The sequence below is a fragment of the Pseudoalteromonas sp. C12FD-1 genome, from assembly GCF_037414265.1.
GTDB lineage: Bacteria > Pseudomonadota > Gammaproteobacteria > Enterobacterales > Alteromonadaceae > Pseudoalteromonas.
Map to the genome: position 1 here is coordinate 104,313 of NZ_JBBEVD010000048.1, position 24,414 is coordinate 128,726.

Consider the following 24,414-nt stretch of genomic DNA (forward strand, 5'->3'; position numbering starts at 1 on the left):
TTTTATTATTAATCTAGCTCATGAGTTTCAACGCTATCACTGTACTTAAGCTGCCACTGGGCCCGAAGCTCATCCATTATATTCATAACTCTTAGGCTTGTGCTGAGCGGTAATACAGTACTTTGTGTTTGCTGCTGTAAAATACACTCGCTTACGTGAGCAATTTCGAATTTAAAGTTCTCATCGTCATTAAAGCTAAAATCAAAGCGCTGCATTTGTTGTGCGTTTAAATGAAGCTCTAGCGACTGAGCACCGACAAATTCATCAATACGAATATATCCTTGCTCCCCTAAAATACAGGCTTGAGTAGGGCCATTTTGTTGTAAAGCGCTGCTAAGCTGTGCAAATTGGCCTTCGCCGTAATTTATAAGGGTTACACTTCGCTCATCTACGCCGGTCGTGCTTTTATGTACTAATGATTTAATTTGCTCAGGGGCTTTATTAAATACCACATCGGCAATCGATAGTGGGTAAATACCTAAATCAAGTAATGCGCCACCCGCTGTTGCAGGGTTCATTAAACGGTGTGAGTCAGCAAAGTTGCCTGCTAGGCTAAAGTTAGCATTAACACTGTGTACTTTGCCTATTACGCCCTCGCTTAATAGCTGCTGCAGTTTTACTATGGCTGGTAAAAAGCGCATCCATACACCTTCCATTAAAAAGCAGTTTTGTTGCTCTGCTAACTGACTAAGGGTTGTGAGTTGCTGTGCATTAACCGTAATGGGTTTTTCGCTGAGTACATGTTTATTGTGCATTAAGCATTGCGCAATGGTTTTAAAGTGTTGCTCGTGGGTATTGGCAATATAAATGGCATCAATGTGTGGGCATTGCATAAGAGCTTGGTAGCTCTCATAGCCTTTAATACAATAGTGTGTGGCAAACTCATTTGCGCGTTGCTCGCTGGTCGATGCAGCGCCAATAAGCTGTGCATTGGCGCAATGCGCAATGCTTTTAGCAAAGGTGTGAGCAATATTGCCACACCCAATAATACCCCAATTAACCTTTGCCATGCTTATTCCTTAACGATGTTTAAAAAGACGTAATTTGTAATCCTGAACCTGCGGAGCATACGTAAATGTCGGCATTTAAATTAAAGCGTTCAAAGTAGTGTTGCTCTACTGCGGCTTTAATAAGGGGTACTTCTGCATCACGGCATAAACACACAATCGCACCGCCAAAGCCGCCACCGGTCATACGTACTGCACCACGTTCGCCCATGGCTTCTTTACAAATTTCTACTAGGCCATCGGTCGCGGGTACGGTTACTTCAAAGTAATGCTTAAGCGACTGGTGCGATGCAGCCATTAGCTCACGTAGCGTATCAATGTCGTTATTTTGCAGCGCTTTAGTTGCTGCAATTACACGCTCGTTTTCGCTAATTACGTGGTGTGCACGTTTGTATTCGTTTTCGCTGAGTACGTCTTTTGTTGCTTCAAGCGTAGCCATGGTTGCTTTACGAAGCGTGGCTACGTTCATTTTTGCAGCTGCTTGCTCACAGTCAACACGACGTTGGTTGTATTCGCTATCTACTAACTTACGTGGGTAGTTAGAGTTAACAATAACAATGTTTAAATCATCCGGTACTTTTACAGACTCAGTGGCTAGGTTTTCACAGTCAATTAAAAGAGCATGGCCGTTTTCGCCTTTTGCCGAAATAAGCTGATCCATAATGCCCGATTGGCAATGCATAAAGTCGTTTTCGGCTTCTTGGCCTAGTAATGCAATTTTTTCTTCGCTTAAACCAAGTTGTGCAATATGGTTAAACATACCACCAACAGCAACTTCCAGCGCAGCTGATGACGATAAGCCACTGCCTTGCGGTAAGTTACTATCAATCAGTAAATCGGCGCCGCGTAAAGTATGGCCTGCACGCTTTAATACAAATGCCACGGCACGAATATAGTTGCCCCATTGCGACTGTCCTTCACTGATGTCTTCATCAACACTAAAGCTGTCTTTTTCGCCTGGGTAATTTAACGAATGCACGGTAATGATGTTGTCGTCGCGCTCTTTAAACATAACTTGAGTACGAAACTCTAACGAGCACGGAAATACAAAGCCGTCATTGTAATCGGTAAATTCGCCAATGAGGTTTACACGCCCAGGTGCTGCAGCAATACCTTGAGCAGGCGCACCGTACAGTGATAAAAATTGTTGTTGAAAATCGTTAAGCGTCATCTGTGTGTCCTGCTGTTTTTTTATAGTGTGTGGTACTGGCTGCTTGTAAAATAGAGGCAGCTGTTTCTGCGCTTAAATCGCGCTGGCTTTCGCCTAGCATTTCGTAACCAACCATGTGTTTTTTCACAGTAGCCGAGCGAAGTAGCGGCGGATAAAAATGAGCATGTAAGCGCCAATGTTGCTCATCTGAACCACGATTTGCGGGTGCATTGTGCCACCCCATAGAATACGGGAAGCTACAATTAAATACGTTGTCGTATTTAGTCGTTAATACTTTTAGTGCTTGTGCTAAAGCGTCTGTTTGCGCATCGTTTAGCTGGCTAAAGTTTTGAATGTTATCTTTAGTTACAAGTAGTGTTTCAAACGGCCATGCTGCCCAAAATGGCACTACAACAAGCCAATGTTCGTTTTCAAATACGACGCGGGTTTTATCTGCTTGCTCTTTTTGCATGTAATCGGCAAGCATCGCGCTGCCATGCTTTTTAAAATAGGCAAGCTGCTGCGTATCTTCGGCTTCTATTTCGGTTGATAAGTGCGAGTGAGCCCATACTTGGCCATGGGGATGAGGTTGCGAGCAACCCATGATCTCGCCTTTATTTTCAAATACCTGAACACACTCGTAGTGCTGAGCAAGTTCTGTGTAGTTGTCTTTCCAGGTTTTTACTACTTCGTGCAGAGCATCGTGCTCAAGCTCGGGTAATGTTTTGTTATGCTCTGGCGAAAAACAAATCACACGGCATTCGCCGCTTGCTTCATCAGCAATAAATAAATCGCTGTCTGACTCTAAGCTTTGCGATTGCTCGCTCTCATTAGGTGTCAGTGCGCCAAAGTCATTTTTAAATACATGGGTGTATTTGTAATCTGGATTGCTGTCGCCATTTGCACGGGTGTTACCTGGGCAAAGTGGGCAGCTTTCATCGTGCTTGGGTAGTACGCTTTCGTTTACTGCTTCTGTTGCGCCTAACCACGGGCGGTTATTACGATGCGGTGATACTAATACCCAACGCCCCGTTAGCGGGTTTTTACGTCTGTGAGTACTTTCTAATAAAGCCATGTTAACTCTCCAACCCACTTGGGTAATTAGTTTGCCAGCGCCATGTATCGTTGGTCATGTCGCTAAGTGTTAGTTCTGCGTGCCAGTTAAGGGTGGTTTGCGCTTTTGTGGCATCGGCATAATTACAGGCAATATCGCCTGCTCGGCGCGGTGCACTTTTATACGGAATATCTTTATTGGCTGATGCGCTAAATGCGTTGATCATATCAAGCACTGAATAACCTTGGCCTGTGCCTAGGTTATAAGCATGAAAGGCGGTATCTGTTTTATGTTGCATAAAGGCCGCTACATGGCCTTTCGCTAAATCTAAAACGTGAATGTAGTCGCGCACGCCGGTGCCATCTTTGGTGTCGTAGTCATCACCAAAAATATTAACCACTTCGCGTTTACCTACCGCAGTTTGAGCAATAAATGGCATTAAGTTATTTGGGATACCATTTGGGCTTTCGCCTAATAAGCCGCTTGGGTGAGCACCTACTGGGTTAAAGTAGCGAAGAGCAATGCCCATAAATTGGCTGTTGGCATTACATACGTCTTGCATGGCTTGTTCAACCATAACTTTGGTCCAACCGTATGGATTGGTCGCGCGTATAGGGTGTTTTTCATCAATAGGGAGGTAGTCTGGCTCGCCGTACACGGTTGCCGATGAGCTAAATATAATATGATTAACGCCTACCTCTTGCATGTTTTGTAGCATGCTTAACGTGCCCGACACATTGTTTTGGTAATAACGCAGTGGTTGCTCGGTTGATTCACCTACTGCTTTAAGCGCTGCAAAGTGAAATACAGCCTCTGCCTTGCTGTGTTTAAGCGCAAGTTTAAACTGCTGCTCGTCTTGAATATCACCTAAAATAAACTCAAAACGGGTGCCGGTAATTTTTTCGAGTTGATCAAGCACACGGGGGCTTGCGTTAGATAAGTTGTCGTAAATAACTGGGGTAATGCCTGCCTCGTGAAGGGCAATACATGTGTGGCTACCAATATAACCCATACCGCCTGTAACTAAAACTTTCATGTGTTTTCTCGAAAAGTGTATTTATATGATAAATACTACTATTAAGGTAATTTAAAAACAATAGTTATGATTGCCCGTTATTTCAAATAAAAGCTTAAAATTCACCCAAGCAAAGGTGCATGGCTATATCTACTTATATAAGGGCGCATAGGTTTATCAATTAATTCTATAAACTGATTCTACTGAGCCACTAATTATTAGTCGCTAAAAGTGGTGGTACTATTAATAAATAGCAGTGAGCTAATGCGTGTTTAATTTGTCGTTAATGCAGTGGCCAAAGTCTTTATATAAAAAGGAACGTTCAACATGAAAAAAACAATTTTATTAACCGGTGCCACCGACGGTATTGGCCTAGAGACCGCTAAAATGTTGTTAGCGCAAGGGCATACTGTATTATTACACGGGCGTAATCAAGATAAGCTAAACAATGTGCAAGGGGCTTTAAACGAGCAATACCCTCAAGCAAATACAGCAACCTATGTAGCCGACTTAAGTGCTATGGCGCAGGTGCAAACATTTGCGCACACAGTATTAGCTGACTTACAGCAAAGCGGCAAAACATTAGATGTACTTATTAATAACGCCGGTGTTTATAAATTGGCAAATATCACTACTGTCGATGGGCTAGATGCACGTTTTGCTGTTAATACGTTAGCGCCTTATTTACTTACTAAAGCGTTATTGCCTGTAATGAACACGCAATCACGTGTGGTTAACGTGTCATCGGCTGCACAAACCAGCGTTAATTTTGACTCGTTGGTGGGTAAAAAGCCACTATCAGATAGCGCAGCCTACGCGCAAAGCAAATTGGCTATTACTATGTGGTCGCGTCACTTAGGTTTAGCACTTAAAGGTAACGGGCCGTTAGTCGTTGCGGTAAACCCTAAGTCGTTACTAGGTAGTAAAATGGTAAAAGATGCCTACGGGCTTGCTGGTGGCGACTTAAAACTAGGTGCCGATATTTTTTGCCGTGCCGCACTAAGTGACGAATTTAAAGATGCCACTGGCCTTTATTTCGATAACGATGCAGAGCGCTTTGCCCCGCCACATCCTGATGCGCTCAACCCCGCTAAAAATCAGCAGTTAGTTGATACGTTAGATAGCTTGCTTGCTCAACTAAATGCCGATAGCTAGTAGTAAATTAACGCGAAAAGATTTTACTCATGCCTTATAAGGCCTAGTCGTTTTTATAAAGCCGATATGTGCTTTAAATGTTTTACCCTTTGTTGATCGTCAAAGAGTTCACCTAACGGTGAACTCTTTTTTTTGTGTGCAGCATTACTCTTGTTGTAAACGCTCGTACAACCAATCTTTTAATTCTGAACGCTCATGCTTTAGTTGATTCATTTGCTCATCGCTAATGGGCGCATCTTTAAGCTCTAAAGTGCGTATTTCTTTATCTAGCTTGTCGTACTTATCTGCCTTTTTGGCAAATTCTGTATCGCTTTTATTTAGCTCTGCAATGGTATTTAGGTACTGTGGAAAGTCATTGGTAAGTGAGTGGTCTTCGCCTAACATATTCGCTCCTTAGTAGGAAAATGAGTTATTTAAGTGAATTACTACCTTTTCATCTATTACTCTGGGGTTTACACAATCATAAATCAACCATAGCTATTTTAAATTGATATAGCGCCGCGACAGGGTAGGGCTTTGTTTAATGCCTACTTTTAAACAGGGATGGGGGATTTTTAAACTCTATTATAAATATTCTTTTGAAACTGATTGTGTGATTAGCCTTATTATCATTTTTAAAGGGTGTGTCTACAATGAAGCTTCATTACATAATTACTTATCAACAGATAACAGAGGCAATACCCATGAAAGCAATGACAATTAATAATTTTGGTGGCACTGAAGAGTTTGTAGCAGCTGAGGTTGCAAAACCACAAGTAACAGCAGGTAATGTATTAGTTCGTATTGCCGCAACAAGCGTAAATACAATTGATATGATGATTCGTCAAATGGGTGCAGACTTACCCTTTGCTCCAAAACTACCGGGCATTTTAGGGATGGACTTTGCAGGCACCGTTGAAGCTGTAGGCGAAGGCGTAACAGATTTTGCAGTAGGTGATGAAGTATATGGTTGTGCTGGTGGCCTAGGCGATTTACCAGGTGCACTTGCTGAGTTTATTCTTGCTGATAAGCGCTTAATCGCTCACAAACCTAAAAACCTAAGCATGAAAGAAGCAGCTGCTATTCCACTTGTAGGTATTACAGCACTTGAAGGTTTAACACGTGCAAGTGTAAGTGCAGGGCAAAAAGTATTAGTGCACGGCGGTGCCGGTGGCGTAGGCCATTTAGCAGTACAACTAGCTAAGCATTTTGGCGCAGATGTTTACTCAACGGGCGGTAACGCAGAGCAATTAGCCCTAATAGAAAGCTTTGGCGCTACAGGCATAAACTTTAAAGACGAAACCGTAGAGCAATATGTTGAAAAACACACAAGCAACGTTGGTTTTGACATGGTATTTGACACGGTAGGCGGCGGTAACCTGACTAACTCATTTGCTGCAGCAAAATTAAATGCTCAGGTATCTACAACGCTTTCTTTATTAGAAGTAGATTTAAGCCCAGTACACTTTAAAGGGTTATCGTTAAATGTAATCTTTATGCTTATTCCAATGATCCACGACTTTAACCGTCAAGACCATGGCGACAAACTAGCACAGCTTGCACAAATTGTTGAAGCAGGCGGCATGCGCCCAGTACTTGATGAGCAAAACTTTAGTTTAGAAGACGCAGCTAAAGCGCATGACCGCTTAGCAAGTGGTCAAGCCATGGGTAAAGTTGTTATTTCTGTACAATAAATTATACCAATCCGCATAATTAAGTGATCTATTTGGAGGATGGAAAAGCGTGTTGATAGCAAGGCAAGAAATTCGCTATTTAGTTGTTCTAAATGAGAATTTTTTAACGCAGATAGCGACACGTTTAGCCCCTAAAAATGATTAAGTATTATTGCGGATTGGTATCATTAAGGCCGGCAGCTTCGCCGGCCCTTTCTTTTTATGCCCGCCTGATTAACGTTTGCACACCCTTTTTATAACTAAATATAAACAATGGTACTTTTATTAATCGTATATAATTACGTTTTAAAATGAGTTGTTAATATTTTAGGGTCAGAGTAAGCGTTTATATGAAAATATTCACTAATAAATTTGCCAGTAAAGCTAAGCAGTTTTATATAGGTACTGTACTGGTAGGCTGTGCCCTATCTGCGATGGTTTATTATCAGGCAGAAACCATTAAACGCACCTCATCGACCTTAATGGAACAACAACTTCCGGCGCTGCGCGATATTCGATTAATCGAAACCTATCTAGTAAAACAAGAGCGCTTATTATATGAGTATTACGCAACTAATAAGCGTGAACTTTATTTAATCGACTTTTTAGAAAACCATGTACATATACTTGCGTTGATAAAAAACCTAGATCAAAACCACAGCACATTATCGCTAGAAAGCAGCTTAAGTGATGAGCTTAAACGTGGTTTAGACTTAGCACTTAAATTACACGAAAACTTATCAAGCTCCCGTACCAGTTGGGATTTAGCAAGAGAGCAGCTTGAGCAACTCACCGCGTTACAAGCGCAAATGATGGGCCAACTAGGCAATGCTGAAACTGTCATTTCAAAGGCGGTTGATAGCGGCTACAAAAACACAGAGAGTAATCTGCATAGCACAGTGCAAACGGTATTTTTATTTACCTTTGCCTTAGTGCTGGTAAGTATTTATACAGGCCGTTACGCCTCTAAATTTATAAAGCTTAGTGCCCGTAACGAACGTTTGGCGCTATTTCCAACCCGTAACCCTAACCCAATTGTCAGTTTAAGTGCCAACCTTGATCTTAATTACTGTAACCCTGCAGCCATTACTATGCATAAAGCGTATGTAAGTGATAAAAATACTACGCCTATTGCATTATTAAGCCCTAATATAAAGCAGCAGCTAATACAAACTAAACAGTCGGCCAATCACGTTGAGCGTTTTTATACACAACTAGATAACCATTACCTCACTTACCAAGTTCATTGGCTGCAAGAAATAGATGCCTTTGATATACATATACGCGATGTAACAGAGCAATTTGAGGCAGAGCGCTCATTAGAGTATTTAGCCTTTCATCACCCATATTCAAAGTTGCCTAACCAGGCCAGTTTAGAAACATACACCAATGAGCTAATTTCACTTGAGCAGCCGTTTAGTTTAATGCTGATTGATGTGAGCCACTTTAAGCTATTGCTTGAGCAATATGGTTTATCGGGTGCTAATGAGTGTATAAATGCCTTTGCAATGCACTTATCGCGTAGCGCTAATAAGTTTTCGCAGCAGGTTAAAAGTAAAAACAAACTGACCTTTTATCATATTGCCGATGCTAACTTTGTGGTTATTTATACTGAGCAAGATTGCTCTACAACCCTAGATGATTTGCTCAAAGGGGTGCAAAGCCGCTTAAGCCAAGCTATTAGCACACCGTACGGTGAAATGCGCATGAGCTTTAATTGCGGTGTCACACGCTACCCAACCAGCAATAACTATAAAGCGCTTCTACTGCACGCCAATATTGCTTTAGAAGAAGCGGTAAAACGTAATATTCCCTATGCTCATTTTAATACTGAGAGCGGCGCTAAACATGCACAGCAATTGCATATTGCACGGCGCCTTGATACTGCCATTGAAAAACAACAGTTTGAGCTTTATTTTCAACCTAAAATGCACCTTAAATCGCAAACTATAAACAGTTGCGAGTGCTTAATTAGGTGGTTTGATGACGGGAAGTTTATTTCTCCGGCGCAGTTTATTCCTATTGCCGAGCACAGTGGGTTTATATTGCCATTAGGCGAATGGATACTCGATAGTGCCTTTGCCCAAGCTAAAAAATGGCATCAACAAAACTTAAACATACGCCTAGCCATTAATATATCGGCTAGGCAATTTACGCAGCAAAACTTTGTACAAAGTATAAAACAAAGACTCATTCATTTTAACGTGCCCGCGCATTTAATAGAGCTAGAAATTACCGAAACCGCCATTATGGACGATGAAGAGTTTGGTATTTCGGTACTGCAAGCGCTCAGCGCACTGGGTATTAGTTTATCAATAGATGATTTTGGTACAGGCTATTCATCACTTGGCTACTTACAGCGTTTTCCGGTTAATAAATTAAAAATAGATCAGTCGTTTGTGCGCAATATGGCAAACGATAAACGCGACCAAGCTCTTGTGCTGAGTATTTGCCAATTAGCTAAAAACTTAGGGCTCGATATTATTGCCGAAGGCGTAGAGGAGCACGCCCAACTTGAAAAGTTAACAGAGTATAACTGCGACCTAATTCAAGGGTACTTATTAAGTCGGCCAATACCTGCCGATGAGTTTGAGGCTTTTTTAGCTAAAGGCATTAGCTTTTAAGGCGTTTTGCTCATGTATGTTGGGGAATTATTAGTGATAGAATAGGCATTATAAATGCTTCTACTGCTCATTATACAAGCCAAACATGTGAGCAAAGAGCACTCCATTTGAAATAAGGTCGTTGTGTAATGCTGTTGATGATCGACAACTACGATTCGTTTACTTATAACCTAGTACAATATTTTCAGCGCTTAGACCAAGAAGTTTTGGTAAAGCGTAATGACGAAATATCGGTTGCGCAAATTAAGCAACTAAACCCTAAGCATATTGTTATATCGCCAGGCCCTTGTACGCCAAACGAGGCGGGTGTGTCACTCAATGTCGTTGAGCAGCTAAAAGGTATTTACCCTATTTTGGGTATTTGCTTAGGGCATCAAACTATAGCGCAAGCGCTAGGGGGTAAGGTTATTCGTGCAAAGCAAGTGATGCATGGTAAAACCTCGCCTATTATTCACAATAATAAAGGGGTGTTTAGCGGTTTAGAAAACCCCCTTACTGTGTGTCGCTATCACTCGCTGGTGGTCGAAAAGCACAGTTTACCGAGTGAATTAACCATTACCGCGTGGAGTCAAACCGAGCAAGGTGAGTTTGATGAAATTATGGGGCTACTTCACACAGAGCTTGCACTCGAAGGCGTGCAATTTCATCCCGAGGCTATTTTAACAACTCAAGGGCTCGAATTGCTTGCTAACTTTTTGTCTCGCTTCTAACCTTACAGTAACCACCGAATGGTAACACTTATACTGAATGGACTTTATGACTGAACTTGCCTCGCAAAAGCGAATAGCCTCAATGCTTGACCAGCGTGCTCACGACTTGCTGCTTGGGCATAGTTTTGCACATCAACAAATAGGCTTTATTCATACATTAGACATTGATTATGGTAAACCTATGAAGCAGCGTACTTTATTAGAAGTTGAAGTTGCCGCACAGCATAAACGCCAACAAAATAGCACCGCGCATCATAAGTACCGAGCACAAGCGAGTAAGCAGCTCCATAAAGTAATAGAAACAGCCATATTTAAGCAATTAGAAGATATGGACAGTGTTATTCAAAACACCATAGGTATAGAAGATAACGTAGCGACTATGCTAGATATACTCGCGGTAAAGTCGGTATCTGTTGGGCGTTTAGAGCCATTGGTAAATGACTCAAGTTGGCTTGGCCGTGAATTAGTCTCGTTGGTAAACTTGCCTTATTATCGAAAGCAGCGCAGTAAAAGTACCTCGGTTAAAGTAGACAGCCCTGCACTTGCGCTGCGCTACATTGGCCTTGATAACTTGCAGTTGGTTATTCCTACTTTTGCTGTGCGTCATTGGATGCCACATAGCACAGAGCCATTTCCACTATTAAAGCGCCGCCTACGCGATGCCGCCATGGCCAATGCCATTGCTGCACAAAAAATTGCAGAGCTTAACGATGTAAACCCTATACATGCCTTTACGCTTGGTATGCTTATAGATGTAGGGCGTATAGCCTTAGTGCGTTTGTACTTAAAAACATTTGAGCAGGTATGGCAACGCAAAGTGCAAATAGCGCGCGAGGCACAGCAAAAAGATTTACACACAGCCTTGATGGAGTTAAAGCCCGATCCTTTATTTTTAACCACATTGTTGAGTAATAAGTCGCTTGAGCTTAGTGCTAAAGTCATCCGTAAAATGGCGTTTCAGTACTTACCGTTTAATCACGTTATGGCGCAACTTGTTCATGGTATTGAGCGAAGTAATGATGTTTTCCCAATGAGTGAAGTCATGCTTAAAGCACGATGCTATTCGCAGTATTTAAACCTAAAACAACATCAACTTATTGAACAAGATGAAGTAGAGGCGTGGTTTTCGTATCACGGCTTCACTAAAAATGAGCTGAAAACCCTCGAAACAAGTAATTTTACCAACCTCGCTATTCAAATTGACTAAAAAGCCGTTTATTTTTTGGACCTTATACCGGTAATTTTTGGCTGGTGGCGGTAAATTTTCATTAACTATTGAATTTTTTGTTAATTTTTTTGCGACTATTCATTCATTAACATCTTCTTTGGCGCACCTTACTTTAAGCTCGTATTGTAAGGCGCGGCTCAGTGCGTAGGCGCTAAAGCTGCAAAAAAAGCTATTAATTATCTATGCAGATAGTTATTCACTATCTATGAAATAATATCCCAAGGCCTTTATTTTAAAGGCCTGCATGAAAGTTTTTAACGAGACAGCATCACAAATATCTGAAATAATGAGCGCCTGAAAATTGAACCACAAGGCAGTTTTACGCTCAATCTTTTGCTATTTAGTGCGTAAATATCTTGGTTACATTTATAACCAAACACCTATTTTGATGTTTTGTGTTGCTCACAATTAAGAGGAAAAAAAATGACAGTCAATCGCGAATTATTTGATCACGTAATGGTTCCTAACTACGCACCTTCAAGCGTAATTCCTGTTCGAGGCGAAGGCTCTCGCGTATGGGATCAACAAGGTAAAGAATTTATCGACTTTGCCGGTGGTATTGCTGTTAACTGTCTTGGCCATTGCCACCCTGCATTAGTAGGTGCATTAAAAGAGCAAGGCGAAAAAATTTGGCACCTATCAAACGTAATGACTAACGAGCCTGCGCTGCGTTTAGCTAAAAAAATGGTAGATGCGACCTTTGCTGAAAAAGTGTACTTTGCAAACTCAGGCGCAGAAGCAAACGAAGCCGCGCTTAAATTAGCACGTCGTTTTGCACTTGATAAATTTGGCGCAGAAAAATCGCAAATAATCTCATTTAACAAAGGCTTTCACGGTCGTACGTTTTTTACCGTAACCGTAGGCGGTCAAGCTGCATACTCAGATGGTTTTGGTCCTAAGCCTGGCGACATTGTACATTGTGATTACAATGACCTAGCAGCATTTGAAGCGCTAATTAGCGACAAAACATGTGCTGTAATGATGGAGCCACTGCAAGGCGAGGGCGGTATTATTTCGCCAACTGACGAATTTGCACAAGGTGTTCGTGAGCTTTGTACTAAACACAATGCACTGCTTATTTTTGATGAAGTACAAACAGGTGTAGGCCGTACTGGTGAGTTATACGCATACCAAGGTTTAAACGTAGTGCCTGATATTTTAACATCAGCTAAAGCACTTGGCGGCGGTTTCCCAATTGGCGCTATGCTAACTACAACTGAGATTGCACAGCACTTAAAAGTAGGTACTCATGGTTCTACTTACGGTGGTAACCCACTGGCGTGTGCAGTAGCTGAAGCCGCATTTGATACTGTAAATACCCCTGAAGTACTGGCGGGCGTAAAAGAAAAAGCTGCTTTATTTAACGAGCTACTTGCAGCGGTAAACGAAAAATACAACGTGTTTAGCGAAATTCGTGGCCAAGGTTTATTAATTGGTGCAGCCGTTAACGAGCAATACAAAGGCCGTGCTAAAGAGTTTTTAGTAGCAGCTACCGAGCAAGGGCTTATGTCGCTTGTAGCGGGTGCTGATGTAGTACGCTTTACGCCATCGTTAGTGATCACCGAAGCAGATATTCGCGAAGGTATGGCGCGTTTTGAAAAAGCAGTAGCAAGCGTAGTAAACGCTTAAGCGCGTTAAACCACCTTATTAAGGGCAAGCCTGCTTGCCCTGCATATTCTATTTACCGTTATTGATAAGGGAGCAAGCGGACTCATGATGATCCTTCGCCCAATCCAGCAAAATGATTACGCAGCGTTATTAAAAATTGCCCACGAATCGGGCCATGGTTTTACATCTTTGCCGTTAAACGAAGAGTTACTGCAAAAGAAAATTGACCATTCTGTAAGCTCATTTGCTAAACAAACGTCACAACCTGGTGACGAAGGCTACCTGTTTGTTCTTGAAGATACCGAAACCGGTGAAGTAGTCGGTACTTCAGCTATTGAGGCTGCTGTAGGGCTTGATGATGCATTTTATCATTACCACTTAAGCAAAGTGATTCATTCATCACGTACACTAGATGTATACAAAGCGGTTGATATTTTAACTCTATGTAATGACTACACCGGTGCAACAGAACTATGTACCTTATTTTTGAAAGATGGCTATCGTAAAAACTGTAACGGTAAACTGCTTTCAAAAGCGCGCTTTATGTTTATAAAACAACATGAGCAGCGTTTTGCACAAACAGTAATAGCAGAAATGCGCGGCGTGTCTGACAAAAACGGCAGCAGCCCGTTTTGGCAGTGGCTAGAAGAGCACTTTTTCTCAATGGACTTTCCTACCGCTGATTACCTAACAGGTATAGGCCAAAAAGTGTTTATTGCTGAGCTAATGCCAAAATACCCAATTTACGTAAACTTGCTAAGCAAAGATGCGCAAGCGGTGATTGGTAAAGTACACGACAACACGCGCCCAGCGATTGAGCTATTAAAAAATGAAGGATTTACCTTCAATGGCTACGTCGATATTTTTGATGCGGGCCCAACAGTAGAAGCAAAAGTAGATAACATCGCCACTATTCGTAATGCGAAAGACTTTACCGTAGAAATAGGCGAAGTATCGGGCGATACCATGGTACTGCTTGCTAACGGCAAGTTAGAAGATTACCGTGCAACAGTTGCAGCGCTTAGCTTTGATGAGCGTGCAAACTCTCTTGTTTTATCGCAACAAATAGCCGATGCCCTACAGCTTCAATCGGGCGATACCGTAAGCGCAACCCCAGTTTAATTAAGGAGAAAGTATAATGACTCATCCTGCACAATTTATTAATGGTCAGTGGTCACAAGGCCAAGGCAACGCATTTAACTCAGTAAACCCTGCAAATAACGACGTTATTTGGCAGGCATCTTCCGCTACTGCAGAGCAAGTAGATAGCGCGGTAAATTCGGCGCGCGAAGCATTTTACAGCTGGGCAGATAAAAGCTTTAATGAGCGCTTAGAAATAGTTAAAACCTTTGCCGCAACACTTAAAGAGCACAGCGAAGAGCTTGCTGTTGCGATTGCCCAAGAAACCGGTAAGCCACTGTGGGAAACGCGAACAGAAGCAGGTGCTATGGTAGGTAAGATTGCCATTTCAGAAAAAGCATTTTTAGAGCGCACCGGCGACGTTGAAAACGCTATGCCAGTAGGGCGTGCGATGATCCGCCATAAACCACATGGTGTAGTTGCCGTATTTGGCCCATATAACTTCCCTGGGCACTTACCAAATGGCCACATTGTGCCAGCGCTTTTAGCCGGTAACACTGTGGTATTTAAGCCATCTGAGCTTACGCCAATGGTGGCAGAGCTTACGCTTAAACTATGGGAAAAAGCTGGTCTACCTGCAGGTGTAATTAACCTTGTTCAAGGTGAAGTAGAAACGGGTAAAGCCCTTGCTGCTCATAAAGGCATTGATGGATTATTCTTTACCGGTTCTTCGCGTACTGGTCATATTTTGCATGAGCAGTTTGCGGGTCAACCAGGTAAAATATTAGCGCTTGAAATGGGTGGTAATAACCCACTTATTATTAAAGATGTGGCTGATACTAAAGCCGCTGTACACGATATTATTCAATCGGCGTTTATTTCAAGCGGCCAGCGTTGTACGTGTGCACGTAAAGTATTTTTACCTAAAGGTCAGCAAGGCGATGACATTTTAGCAAGCCTTATCACGGCTACTAAAGCGATTAAAGTAGGCAACTACGATGATGAAGATCAGCCATTTATGGGCTCTATGATCTCATCTGCGGCTGCAGCCGGCATGGTAAAAGCACAAAACGAGCTTGTTGAACTAGGCGGTGAAGTGCTAGTAGAGCTTGAGCACACAGCCAATACTGGTTTTGTAACACCGGGTATTATTGAGTGTTCAGCAATTAGCGACTTCCCAGATGAAGAGCACTTTGGCCCGTTATTAAAAGTGTTCCGCTTTGATGACTTTGACCACGCAATTGATAAAGCAAACGATACCAGCTTTGGTTTATCAGCAGGTTTATTAAGCGACAGCGAAGCCGACTACAATCACTTTTTACGCCGTATTCGTGCCGGTATTGTTAACTGGAACCGACCAATTACAGGCGCATCAAGTGCAGCCCCATTTGGTGGTATTGGCGCATCAGGAAATCACAGAGCAAGCGCGTATTACGCAGCCGACTACTGTGCATACCCTGTAGCATCGGTAGAACTTGAAAAAGTAACGATGCCAGCAACACTAAGCCCAGGCTTAAAAATAGATTAATTACTATTCTATTTATAGTTATAAAGAATGAGAAAAGCAGCTTAGGCTGCTTTTTTTGTATTGGTATCGCGCAAAGCTAGTAATTAGCAGCACTTTCTGCTTAAATCTATGCAATTAGTTATTCAAAGGTGAAAATCACAATGGTTTTAGACAGGCAAGGGTACGATGACCTGATCATGTATCTAACTCAAAATTTAGCGTTATTTGAGAAGCCAGGTGAAATCAAACCCGGTGCGCCAACCGTTATGGAACTCATAGAAGACGTAATAGCGCAAAATGTGATGTTAATTTGTGAGCAGCATACCAACCTTAATACCGAACAACGTAGCCAAATAGTGCGCGAGGTAGACGGTATTGTTTACGACTTACAAGAAGTACTAAGCAGCATTACCTCACAACCCGTTACGGTTGAACAACACGCATTTATAGATGAGTTTGCTGGGCTTATTAAAAACCTATTTGATAATGCGGTAACACAAACCTCTTAACGTTACCCGTTAGCACAGCGCAGTATGACCTAATGACTGCGCTCCTATGACTTCTCGCCTTATTAATAATATCAATCCGCAAAATGATTAAGTATTATTGCGAATGGGTATAACACCACTAAATTTAATCTCAGCGCTCACGTATCGTTGCAGATTGTTATACAATCAACAAAAATTTTTTAGAGATAAACACATGCAAGCAAATGTAAAATGGGTTGAAGGCGACACCTTTATTGGTCGTTCTAATTCTAATCACAATGTCGTTTTTGATGCCGGCAGCGACAGCGCTGCACCAAGTCCAATGGAAATGGTATTAATGTCGGTTGGGTGTTGTTCGTCGGTTGACGTGGTAAGTATTTTAAAAAAAGCCAAACAAGATTTTTCTGATGTGCAAGTACAACTAAGCTCAGAGCGCGCCGAAACAGCGCCGCGTGTATTTACTAAAATTAATTTACACTTTGTTGTTACAGGTAATAATGTCTCGGAAAAACACCTTGCGCGTGCGGTTTCGCTTTCTGCTGAAAAGTATTGTTCTGTTGCTTTAATGCTTGATAAAACAGTAGAAATTACCCACAGCCACGAAGTTGTGCAAGATCAGGTAAAATAACGCTTTTTCCGTGAGGAAAATTCGTATAAAATCCGCGAACTTTTCATTCTGCAGGTGCAGATTTCACTAATTTATAGGTTGGTTTATCATGAACAAACCCTTCGATAAACTTAAACTTCATGGCTTTAATAATTTAACCAAAAGTTTAAGCTTTAGTATTTACGACATTTGCTACGCAAAGACCGAGCAACAACGTAAAGAATATATTGAATATATCGACGAGCAGTACAGTGCAGATAGACTAACCGACATACTAGGTGATGTTGTTGATATTATTGGTGCTAACATTTTAAATGTGGCGCGCCAAGATTATGAACCACAAGGCGCAAGTGTAACTATTTTGGTTTCGGAAGAGCCGGTAGAAGAGCAGCAAAATTACGATGCTGACGAAGCGCCAGGCCCATTACCCGACTCTGTGGTTGCGCACCTAGATAAAAGCCACATTTGTGTACATACCTACCCAGAAGCGCACCCTGACGATGGTATTTGTACATTCCGTGCTGATATTGAAGTATCTACCTGTGGCATTATTTCGCCACTTAAAGCGTTAAACTTCTTAATTCATAGCCTAGAGTCAGACGTAGTAACGATTGACTACCGTGTACGTGGTTTTACCCGCGACGTAAACGGGGTTAAACACTACATTGATCACGCTATTAACTCGATTCAAAACTTCATGACAGAAGATACCAAAGAAGCGTACCAAATGATGGACGTGAACGTGTATCAAGAAAACCTGTTCCACACTAAAATGATGTTAAAAGAAACCGACTTAAATACCTATTTATTCGGCCTTTCTACTGATGAGTTATCGGATGAAGAAGAAGAAGAGATTCGCTCTAAACTAACCCGTGAAATGCAGGAAATATTCTACGGTCGTAACCTACCAGACGCAGAATAAATTAGCTTAAAAGCAATTTAATTGTATTAAAAATGGCGCTCAGTGAGCGCCATTTTTTATGGGGTAATATTATTGCTACTAATTAAGCATGCTGTAAATAAGCGCGCATACGGCCAGTGAGCCCACAGCAAGTACAAACAAGGTACTCAAACGGTTGCGGTATTTACTCAGCGCAGGCACTTTGTACACGGCAATCATAGGCATAATAAATAAAATCATCGCGATGATAGGGCCAGATAGCTGATCCATCATGTCTAAAATGCTTGGATTTTTAACCGCGCAAAACCAAATAGCAAAAAACATAATGAGTACGCCAATTTTGTCGGCTACTTTTGCGCTTAAGCTCGTTTGCTTAGTCACCAAACCGGTAAAGCTTTCGCGTGCTCCTAAAAAGTGCCCTAAAAACGATGAGGTAATAGCAATAAAGGCAACCAGCGGTCCAAGGGTCGCGATATACGAATTACTGGTGATGTTAGCAAGGTAAGATAAAATCGATACGTTCGCCGCTTTAGCAGCAGCCATTTGCTCGCTAGTAAGCGAAAGCACGCACGAAAACACAAACAGCAGTACAAATACAATAAGCAGTAAGCTAGTGCGCTTTAAAATAGCCTCAGCCTTATTGGTGGCCTGATTGCCATAATGACCACGCTGTACGTTCACAAAGCTTGAAATAGCCGCCGCATGGCTAAACGAAAACACAATAATAGGAATAGATAACCACAGTGTTTTAGTAAAGCTGCCCGCCTCAGGAAAGCTCATATCTGGCATTTGCCAGCTCGGAATTAAATATATCGATAAGCAAAATAAAATACCTACCAATGGGTAAACCAAAATAGCAAAGGCACGCAGCATTAAACGCTCGCCGCCCATCATTAGGCTTATCATACCTGCAACTAATACACCCGAAAGTAACACGCGAGAAGGTGATTCCACTCCCATTTGGTTCACCATAAAGCTATCAACTGTATTTGTTAAACCAACGCCGTAAATAAGCAAAATGGGGAATATAGATAAAAAGTATAATAAAGAGATTAACCTACCTGCTGTTACACCAAAGTGCTCCTCAACAACATCGGTAAAATCTGAATCTTTATTTTTAGACGACAACACAAAGCGGGCTAAACCACGGTGCGCTAAAAAGGTCATTGGAAAGGCTAAACACGCCATAATAATCAGTGGCCAAAAACCACCTATACCAATGTTAATAGGTAAAAATAAAATGCCCGCGCCAACGGCGGTACCAAAAAGGCTTAACGTCCACTGCGTATCGTGCAGATTCCATTTAGAAGTAGGTGTGTGTTCACCTGTTGTTGATGCATTTGAAAGCGTTGCATCTTGTGATGGTGTCATGTGTGTGCTCATCCATTATTTAAATAATAATCGCGCGCAAGAATATAGTTTTTAGCTAAAATTTTCATGTTTTGAGGCGTTTTGTAGACTAATTAATTAGACGCCGTTGCAGCAAAAGTGTCATGAATACGAAACAGCGCTGTAAAATTAAACAAATACCTCAACCAGCACAGTTTGTAGGTTGGGTAGAGCGAAGCGAAACCCAACACGCCCATAGTGTTATTCAAGCACTAAAGCAAAGATAGGCGGTTTTAATAACGTAAAAATAGGGAGCCATTTTTATTGCTTCCAACTAATATCAAAGTTTGTTCACAAAATCGGTTAAGTAGCCGCCATTGCTTAGAACTTCATAAGAGATTTATTCTAAACTCCGTTATACTTCCTGCTATTAAATATGCCAAACGAAGTAAACAGGCTGCTAACTGCAATGAGCAAAGACATTCTTTTCCATACTACTTTTGCACACGAAACCAGTAAAACATGGGTTGTATTTGTTCATGGTGCAGGGGGGAGTTCGGCAATTTGGTTTCGCCAACTTAAAGCCTATAAAAAAGAATATAATGTATTGCTGCTCGATCTTCGTGGTCACGGTAAATCAAATAACTTAGTGCAAAACTTTGTAGATAATAATTACTCGTTTAATAAGGTCTCTAAAGACATTATCGATGTGCTAGATCATAACAACATCCCTAACGCACACTTTGTTGGTATTTCACTGGGCACCATTCTTATTCGAAATATTGCTGAAATTGCGCCGCAATATGTTTCTAGCATGGTGCTAGGTGGAGCGGTTACTCGGTTTAATACGCGCAGTAATACCTTGGTTTATTTAGGCAATACGTTTAAACACTTATTGCCTTATATGTGGCTGTATCGCTTATTTGCTTTTATTATGATGCCAAAAAAGCGCCATAAAGAATCTCGACTTTTGTTTGTTCGTGAAGCAAAACGCTTATGCCAAAAAGAGTTTATAAAATGGTTTAAACTAGCCATGGACGTAAACCCTTTAATGCAGTACTTCAAAGAAAAAGACATTGATATACCCATCCTTTATATTATGGGTAAAGAAGATCATATGTTCCTTGGTCCTGTTAAAGAAATGGTAAAGCGCCATAAAAATAGCGTACTGCAAACTATTCACCATTGCGGCCATGTTTGTAACGTAGAGCGCCCTGACTTATTCAACCAGCACTCGCTTGCTTTTATCGCCCAGCAAAATAGTTAAAGGTTACCGCTTTTAAAAAGCGTTCAATTAATGGCAAGTATCTAGTAATAAAACTAAAACAGCCACCCTTAGCAAATTGGAATGGGTCATTCTTTTTTTGTTTTCGTACTAAACTAAAAACAAGGCTTGCCGCTTAAGTAATAAACCCAAAATGTCATATCGTCATCCAAGTCTTAAAGTCAAGGTAGGCTGTTTTCATAGCGAACAGCGTATCCGATATAATATTTATAATTGGTAATAACCTACACGCTTTGATATTAATAGAAGCTCGAAAAGTGAGAATATCCCACGTAATGATTGAAAAAAGCCTCTCAAAACTTGGAGGTATTACTTTTCACAAGAAGCTATTAGTGCCACTAATTAGGAGTGACTTACATGAGTGGGGATATGTTTGGGATAAACCTGAATGATTGGCTTGAAGGAACAATTGCAAAGGTTAAAAATAATGAACCTTGGAATAAAGCGTGGATAAATACCTATAAGGATTTAGGTGGCCAAAGTTTAGAAAGTGGAAAGAAATCTTGCCCAAAGAACGCCGCGAGAGTGTTATATCAAAACGGGAGAATAGCAGGATATGATGAAAATTATAAAACAGTCTCATTTCAGGAGGTTATAGAGAATGATTCTGTAAATGGGGTTTATGCTCTTATGGCTATTGATGAACTAAAACAAAATAATAGTATTGAACTTAGTTCGCTTGTAAAAGCTGTTCATTGCAAATTCGAGAAGCAGTTTGGTTCAGCTCCTAACTCAGATCAAGGTGCTATAAAATTAACATTCAAACTATGGCATTTGAATAAAATTGTTCAACAATAAGCTAAAGCTATTACTTGTCTTGCTGACAACTGATAGCTAACCACTCAAAACTGCTTTTATCCCTCTAAAGCCGAAACAATAAAATACGGATTCAAGTATTCATCTTTAGTGTTGTAAATAAGCGGGCTGCCATCAAGTTTAGTCACTTTAGCGCCGGCTATTTCGGCGATTGCATGGCCTGCGCCTGTATCCCATTCGCAAGTAGGCCCTAAGCGCGGGTAAATATCAGCGCTGCCCTCAGCCACTAAACATAATTTTAGTGAGCTGCCTTTTGAGACCATTTCAACGTCGTCAAAGCGTTTTACAAACTCGGCTAAATCAGGTGACGGGTGCGAGCGGCTGCCTACAACACGTATTAACCCTTTGTTAGGCTTAGTGGTAACTTTAAGCTCTATTCGTTCATCGCCTTTGTCTTTAAACGCGCCAATGTCGTTACTGGCTAAGTACGATACGCCAAGCGCGGGTGCATCAACTACAGCAAGTACGGGTTTACCGTTTTCGATTAGGGCTATGTTTACGGTAAATTCGCCGTTCTTTTTTATAAACTCTTTTGTGCCGTCGATGGGGTCTACTAACCAGTAGCTTTTCCAGGTTTGGCGAATATCCCAGCTTATATCAGCGCTTTCTTCGCTGAGTATAGGTGTGTCGGGAGTGAGCTGTTTAAGCCCTGCCGCAATCACTTTATGAGCTGCTAAATCGGCGTCGGTTACTGGGCTTTCATCGGCTTTGTATTCAACGTTAAAGTCCTTTTCGTAAATCCCCATTATGGCTTGGCCTGCTTTGCGGGCAAGTATGAGGGTTTCTTCTAGTAGCTCGGTTTGGTTCATTGGGGTTAACCTATAATATGCTTTTGTTTTAGATACGTTATCAGTTGAGTAACCGATTGGTCTAGGGTGTTTTTACTGGTATCTAAAATTATTTCTGGGTTGTTGGGTATTTCGTAGCTTGAGTCGATGCCAGTAAAGTGTTTTATCTCTCCTGCGCGGGCTTTTTTGTATAAGCCTTTAGGGTCGCGGCTTTCACATACATCAAGCGGGGTATCTATAAATACTTCAATAAACTCGCCGTCGTCTACTAAATTGCGCACCATGTCGCGCTCTGCTCTAAATGGCGAGATAAACGCAGTAAGCACTAATAAGCCTGCATCGGTCATGAGCTTAGCGGTTTCGCCAACGCGGCGTATGTTTTCAATGCGATCTTCGTCGCTAAAGCCTAGGTCTTTACATAAGCCGTGGCGTACGTTGTCGCCATCAAGTAGGTAGGTGTGCGCGCCTTGCTGGTTAAGCGCCGCTTCTAGTGCATTAGCTACGGTGCTTTTGCCAGAGCCTGAAAAACCGGTAAACCATAAAATGGCCGGTTTATGCTTTTTTTGCTCACTACGCTGTGCTTTTGTGGTTGCGTAGTTATGCCAAACAATATTTTCATCCATAGTGGTGAGTCTCTTGTACTTTAAGCGCCAGTATTAAAACGGAAATACCAGCGGGATCAAGGTTAATACCGTGATTGAATAAATAATGGAAAGGGGCAAGCCCATTGTTATGTAATCTTTTAAGTGGTAGTTACCCGCACTATAAACCATAAGGTTAGTTTGATACCCAAACGGCGATATAAAACTGGCCGATGCACCAAACGCTACCGCCATAATAAAGGGGAGTGGGTCTACATTAAAACCCACTGCTAGCGAGTAAGCCACAGGGAATGAAAGTGCTGCTGCGGCATTATTAGTAATAAGCTCGGTGAATAACACGGTCATTAAAAATATGGCGATAAACGCGCCATAAGGGCCAAAATCACCTAGAACCATAAATAGGGCGCTTGATATTTGCCCGGCAAGCCCGGTTTCTATCATTAATTTAGCAAGCCCTATGGCACTGCCTACGACTGCGAGTAGCTCAATTGGAAAGCGACGTTTTACTTCACTCAGTTTAACTGTACCGCTAAGCAGTAAGCCAATTAATAATACCAGTAAGCCTTTAACAAGCGGCACTATACCTACAATACTTAGCCCTAATACAGCAGCAAAGCCTGCTAATACAATATTAGATTGCTTAGGTTTTAAGTGGGTTTGTAAGTCAAACCCCGATATATACACAAATTCGCGGTTTAAATTAGGCAAAGAATAAAAGCTTTTACCTGGGGCGAGTATTAAGGAATCGCCGGCTTGCAATTGCACTTGCCCAAGGCCGCCTTGTAAGCGGTCGTGCCCGCGGCGAATGGCAATAACCGCGGCATGAAACTGCTCTCTAAAGCGCCCTTCTTTTACGGTTTTACCTATAAACTTAGAGGATTGGCTTACCACTACTTCTACTAAGTGTTCTATGTCTTTTTCGTGGTTGTCGTGCACTACTTTTAGGCCATCAAAACGCTGAAGTAGCGGCACCGACTTTATATCGCCTACAAACAGCAGTACGTCGTTTTGCCTAATAATTTGCTGAGGTGTTACTGCGTATATACGCTCATCGCCGCGAATAATTTCGGCGAGGAATAAATCTTTTAAATCGCGTAGACCGTTTTCTTCTACGGTGCGGCCAATAAGCTTAGAGCCAGCCTGCACTTTTCCCTCTAAATAAAAGGGAATAACTTCTTGCGCGTTTTTGCCGTTGTCGGGTAGGTATTTGAGCATTACTAAAATAGTAATGAGGCCCACACTTAATGCGCCAATGCCTACAAGTGTAAAATCAAAAAAGCCCAGTGGCGCCATGCCTGCATCTACCGCAAAGCCATTTACAATTAAGTTGGTTGATGTACCAATAAGTGTGATGGTGCCGCCTAATATAGCCGTGTACGACAGCGGTAACAGTAGCTTTGAGGGGGAATGATTTGGGTTGTCTTTTATGGCGGTAATAAGCGATGCAACCACCGCGGTGTTATTAGTAAATGATGACAAAAAGGCGGTAGATAAGCCAAGTTTGGTAACCGATTTTACTAAGTTTCCTTTAGATAGTGATTGCGATAGTTTTTGAATTAAAGTGGTTTTTTCAATCGCAATTGAAACAAGTACCAATAACACTAAGGTAATAAGTGACGGGTTAGCGTAGTTTACTAACATGCTTTCAAGGTCAATCAGGCCTGTTAAATAACCTGTACCAATAGCACTTACAAATAACCATGCAGGATTAATGCGGGTGCCAAAAAGGCACCCAACTAAGGTAAGCATAATGCCTGTTAAAACCAGCTGCTCTACCATGCTTTTATATTCCTAACAGACATTTTTTA

23 protein-coding genes are annotated in these 24,414 nt (G+C 41.7%); 14 read left to right on the top strand and 9 right to left on the bottom strand.

Going from position 1 to position 24,414, the window contains the following annotated elements; genetic code table 11:
* Positions 1 to 8 precede the first annotated feature (8 nt).
* Genes WDB87_RS05820 through galE form a run of 4 tightly spaced genes read right to left on the bottom strand, consistent with a single transcriptional unit; the run spans position 9 to position 4,247 of the window.
* Positions 9 to 1,010 carry a Gfo/Idh/MocA family protein gene (locus WDB87_RS05820; protein ID WP_337849347.1) on the bottom strand — a complete coding sequence of 334 codons (1,002 nt, stop codon included), beginning with the start codon at positions 1,008 to 1,010 and terminating at the stop codon, positions 9 to 11.
* A gap of 19 nt (positions 1,011 to 1,029) precedes the next feature.
* Positions 1,030 to 2,178 carry a galactokinase gene (gene galK, locus WDB87_RS05825; protein WP_286245871.1) on the bottom strand — a complete coding sequence of 383 codons (1,149 nt, stop codon included), beginning with the start codon at positions 2,176 to 2,178 and terminating at the stop codon, positions 1,030 to 1,032.
* Positions 2,168 to 3,232, bottom strand: a complete 1,065-nt coding sequence (locus WDB87_RS05830) for a UDP-glucose--hexose-1-phosphate uridylyltransferase (RefSeq protein ID WP_337849348.1) — start codon at positions 3,230 to 3,232, stop codon at positions 2,168 to 2,170. The genes galK and WDB87_RS05830 overlap by 11 nt, the downstream gene beginning before the upstream one ends.
* 1 nt (position 3,233) lies before the next feature.
* Entirely contained in the window at positions 3,234 to 4,247 is a 1,014-nt protein-coding gene (galE, locus tag WDB87_RS05835; protein WP_286245873.1) for a UDP-glucose 4-epimerase GalE, read from the bottom strand.
* A 306-nt stretch (positions 4,248 to 4,553) separates the two neighbouring features.
* Between galE and WDB87_RS05840 the strand changes: the two genes are divergently transcribed.
* Positions 4,554 to 5,381 (top strand): SDR family NAD(P)-dependent oxidoreductase, encoded by an 828-nt coding sequence (locus WDB87_RS05840; protein WP_286245874.1) that lies wholly within the window; start codon positions 4,554 to 4,556, stop codon positions 5,379 to 5,381.
* 144 nt (positions 5,382 to 5,525) lie between these two features.
* On the opposite strand, the gene WDB87_RS05845 is transcribed toward WDB87_RS05840, so the two are convergent.
* Positions 5,526 to 5,765, bottom strand: coding sequence for a YdcH family protein (locus tag WDB87_RS05845; protein WP_138541493.1), 240 nt, complete (start codon positions 5,763 to 5,765; stop codon positions 5,526 to 5,528).
* A 299-nt stretch (positions 5,766 to 6,064) separates the two neighbouring features.
* Between WDB87_RS05845 and WDB87_RS05850 the strand changes: the two genes are divergently transcribed.
* The 10 genes from WDB87_RS05850 to speD all read left to right on the top strand — a co-directional run bounded on the left by WDB87_RS05850 (position 6,065) and on the right by speD (position 17,807).
* A complete protein-coding gene (locus WDB87_RS05850; RefSeq protein ID WP_286245875.1) occupies positions 6,065 to 7,054 on the top strand; it encodes a zinc-dependent alcohol dehydrogenase family protein in 990 nt (329 codons plus the stop codon).
* 329 nt (positions 7,055 to 7,383) lie between these two features.
* Positions 7,384 to 9,657 carry a putative bifunctional diguanylate cyclase/phosphodiesterase gene (locus tag WDB87_RS05855; protein ID WP_337849349.1) on the top strand — a complete coding sequence of 758 codons (2,274 nt, stop codon included), beginning with the start codon at positions 7,384 to 7,386 and terminating at the stop codon, positions 9,655 to 9,657.
* A gap of 128 nt (positions 9,658 to 9,785) precedes the next feature.
* Positions 9,786 to 10,367: an anthranilate synthase component II gene (locus WDB87_RS05860; RefSeq protein WP_286245877.1), complete on the top strand. Its 582-nt coding sequence runs from the start codon at positions 9,786 to 9,788 to the stop codon at positions 10,365 to 10,367.
* Between the two features lie 46 nt (positions 10,368 to 10,413).
* A complete protein-coding gene (locus WDB87_RS05865) occupies positions 10,414 to 11,574 on the top strand; it encodes an HDOD domain-containing protein (RefSeq protein WP_286245878.1) in 1,161 nt (386 codons plus the stop codon).
* 444 nt (positions 11,575 to 12,018) lie between these two features.
* The gene (locus WDB87_RS05870; protein ID WP_337849350.1) at positions 12,019 to 13,224 is read left to right on the top strand and encodes an aspartate aminotransferase family protein; all 1,206 of its coding nucleotides are present in this window, start codon (positions 12,019 to 12,021) and stop codon (positions 13,222 to 13,224) included.
* Between the two features lie 84 nt (positions 13,225 to 13,308).
* Positions 13,309 to 14,325, top strand: coding sequence for an arginine N-succinyltransferase (astA, locus tag WDB87_RS05875; protein WP_286245880.1), 1,017 nt, complete (start codon positions 13,309 to 13,311; stop codon positions 14,323 to 14,325).
* 16 nt (positions 14,326 to 14,341) lie between these two features.
* Positions 14,342 to 15,811, top strand: coding sequence for a succinylglutamate-semialdehyde dehydrogenase (astD, locus tag WDB87_RS05880; RefSeq protein WP_286245881.1), 1,470 nt, complete (start codon positions 14,342 to 14,344; stop codon positions 15,809 to 15,811).
* 140 nt (positions 15,812 to 15,951) lie between these two features.
* Positions 15,952 to 16,299 (top strand): DUF3802 family protein, encoded by a 348-nt coding sequence (locus tag WDB87_RS05885; protein ID WP_286245882.1) that lies wholly within the window; start codon positions 15,952 to 15,954, stop codon positions 16,297 to 16,299.
* A gap of 193 nt (positions 16,300 to 16,492) precedes the next feature.
* Complete coding sequence (locus tag WDB87_RS05890) at positions 16,493 to 16,906, top strand: OsmC family protein (protein ID WP_337849351.1); 414 nt, start codon at positions 16,493 to 16,495, stop codon at positions 16,904 to 16,906.
* Positions 16,907 to 16,994: 88 nt separating this feature from the next.
* Positions 16,995 to 17,807, top strand: a complete 813-nt coding sequence (speD, locus tag WDB87_RS05895; RefSeq protein ID WP_004588193.1) for an adenosylmethionine decarboxylase — start codon at positions 16,995 to 16,997, stop codon at positions 17,805 to 17,807.
* Positions 17,808 to 17,885: 78 nt separating this feature from the next.
* Here speD and WDB87_RS05900 read toward each other — a convergent pair whose 3' ends face one another.
* Positions 17,886 to 19,157 carry an aromatic amino acid transport family protein gene (locus WDB87_RS05900; protein WP_286245883.1) on the bottom strand — a complete coding sequence of 424 codons (1,272 nt, stop codon included), beginning with the start codon at positions 19,155 to 19,157 and terminating at the stop codon, positions 17,886 to 17,888.
* Positions 19,158 to 19,279: 122 nt separating this feature from the next.
* Here WDB87_RS05900 and WDB87_RS05905 point away from each other — a divergent pair, with 122 nt between their 5' ends.
* The 3 genes from WDB87_RS05905 (at position 19,280) to WDB87_RS05915 (ending at position 21,198) form a co-directional block, all read left to right on the top strand.
* The gene (locus WDB87_RS05905; protein WP_337849352.1) at positions 19,280 to 19,402 is read left to right on the top strand and encodes a hypothetical protein; all 123 of its coding nucleotides are present in this window, start codon (positions 19,280 to 19,282) and stop codon (positions 19,400 to 19,402) included.
* 182 nt (positions 19,403 to 19,584) lie between these two features.
* Entirely contained in the window at positions 19,585 to 20,382 is a 798-nt protein-coding gene (locus tag WDB87_RS05910) for an alpha/beta fold hydrolase (RefSeq protein ID WP_337849353.1), read from the top strand.
* A 375-nt stretch (positions 20,383 to 20,757) separates the two neighbouring features.
* Positions 20,758 to 21,198, top strand: coding sequence for a DUF6979 family protein (locus WDB87_RS05915; protein WP_286245885.1), 441 nt, complete (start codon positions 20,758 to 20,760; stop codon positions 21,196 to 21,198).
* A gap of 56 nt (positions 21,199 to 21,254) precedes the next feature.
* Here WDB87_RS05915 and cysQ read toward each other — a convergent pair whose 3' ends face one another.
* The 3 genes from cysQ to WDB87_RS05930 are packed head-to-tail and all read right to left on the bottom strand — an operon-like array spanning position 21,255 to position 24,385.
* Positions 21,255 to 22,025, bottom strand: a complete 771-nt coding sequence (gene cysQ / locus WDB87_RS05920) for a 3'(2'),5'-bisphosphate nucleotidase CysQ (RefSeq protein ID WP_337849354.1) — start codon at positions 22,023 to 22,025, stop codon at positions 21,255 to 21,257.
* 5 nt (positions 22,026 to 22,030) lie between these two features.
* A complete protein-coding gene (cysC, locus tag WDB87_RS05925) occupies positions 22,031 to 22,627 on the bottom strand; it encodes an adenylyl-sulfate kinase (protein WP_089346424.1) in 597 nt (198 codons plus the stop codon).
* A 33-nt stretch (positions 22,628 to 22,660) separates the two neighbouring features.
* Positions 22,661 to 24,385: an SLC13 family permease gene (locus WDB87_RS05930; RefSeq protein ID WP_337849355.1), complete on the bottom strand. Its 1,725-nt coding sequence runs from the start codon at positions 24,383 to 24,385 to the stop codon at positions 22,661 to 22,663.
* Positions 24,386 to 24,414 lie beyond the last annotated feature (29 nt).

Coding starts and splice junctions, on each gene's coding strand:
- WDB87_RS05820 (WP_337849347.1), bottom strand. CDS start 1,010: ATGGCAAAGGTTAATTGGGGTATTATTGGGTGTGGCAATATTGCTCAC.
- galK (WP_286245871.1), bottom strand. CDS start 2,178: ATGACGCTTAACGATTTTCAACAACAATTTTTATCACTGTACGGTGCG.
- WDB87_RS05830 (WP_337849348.1), bottom strand. CDS start 3,232: ATGGCTTTATTAGAAAGTACTCACAGACGTAAAAACCCGCTAACGGGG.
- galE (WP_286245873.1), bottom strand. CDS start 4,247: ATGAAAGTTTTAGTTACAGGCGGTATGGGTTATATTGGTAGCCACACA.
- WDB87_RS05840 (WP_286245874.1), top strand. CDS start 4,554: ATGAAAAAAACAATTTTATTAACCGGTGCCACCGACGGTATTGGCCTA.
- WDB87_RS05845 (WP_138541493.1), bottom strand. CDS start 5,765: ATGTTAGGCGAAGACCACTCACTTACCAATGACTTTCCACAGTACCTA.
- WDB87_RS05850 (WP_286245875.1), top strand. CDS start 6,065: ATGAAAGCAATGACAATTAATAATTTTGGTGGCACTGAAGAGTTTGTA.
- WDB87_RS05855 (WP_337849349.1), top strand. CDS start 7,384: ATGAAAATATTCACTAATAAATTTGCCAGTAAAGCTAAGCAGTTTTAT.
- WDB87_RS05860 (WP_286245877.1), top strand. CDS start 9,786: ATGCTGTTGATGATCGACAACTACGATTCGTTTACTTATAACCTAGTA.
- WDB87_RS05865 (WP_286245878.1), top strand. CDS start 10,414: ATGACTGAACTTGCCTCGCAAAAGCGAATAGCCTCAATGCTTGACCAG.
- WDB87_RS05870 (WP_337849350.1), top strand. CDS start 12,019: ATGACAGTCAATCGCGAATTATTTGATCACGTAATGGTTCCTAACTAC.
- astA (WP_286245880.1), top strand. CDS start 13,309: ATGATGATCCTTCGCCCAATCCAGCAAAATGATTACGCAGCGTTATTA.
- astD (WP_286245881.1), top strand. CDS start 14,342: ATGACTCATCCTGCACAATTTATTAATGGTCAGTGGTCACAAGGCCAA.
- WDB87_RS05885 (WP_286245882.1), top strand. CDS start 15,952: ATGGTTTTAGACAGGCAAGGGTACGATGACCTGATCATGTATCTAACT.
- WDB87_RS05890 (WP_337849351.1), top strand. CDS start 16,493: ATGCAAGCAAATGTAAAATGGGTTGAAGGCGACACCTTTATTGGTCGT.
- speD (WP_004588193.1), top strand. CDS start 16,995: ATGAACAAACCCTTCGATAAACTTAAACTTCATGGCTTTAATAATTTA.
- WDB87_RS05900 (WP_286245883.1), bottom strand. CDS start 19,157: ATGACACCATCACAAGATGCAACGCTTTCAAATGCATCAACAACAGGT.
- WDB87_RS05905 (WP_337849352.1), top strand. CDS start 19,280: ATGAATACGAAACAGCGCTGTAAAATTAAACAAATACCTCAACCAGCA.
- WDB87_RS05910 (WP_337849353.1), top strand. CDS start 19,585: ATGAGCAAAGACATTCTTTTCCATACTACTTTTGCACACGAAACCAGT.
- WDB87_RS05915 (WP_286245885.1), top strand. CDS start 20,758: ATGAGTGGGGATATGTTTGGGATAAACCTGAATGATTGGCTTGAAGGA.
- cysQ (WP_337849354.1), bottom strand. CDS start 22,025: ATGAACCAAACCGAGCTACTAGAAGAAACCCTCATACTTGCCCGCAAA.
- cysC (WP_089346424.1), bottom strand. CDS start 22,627: ATGGATGAAAATATTGTTTGGCATAACTACGCAACCACAAAAGCACAG.
- WDB87_RS05930 (WP_337849355.1), bottom strand. CDS start 24,385: ATGGTAGAGCAGCTGGTTTTAACAGGCATTATGCTTACCTTAGTTGGG.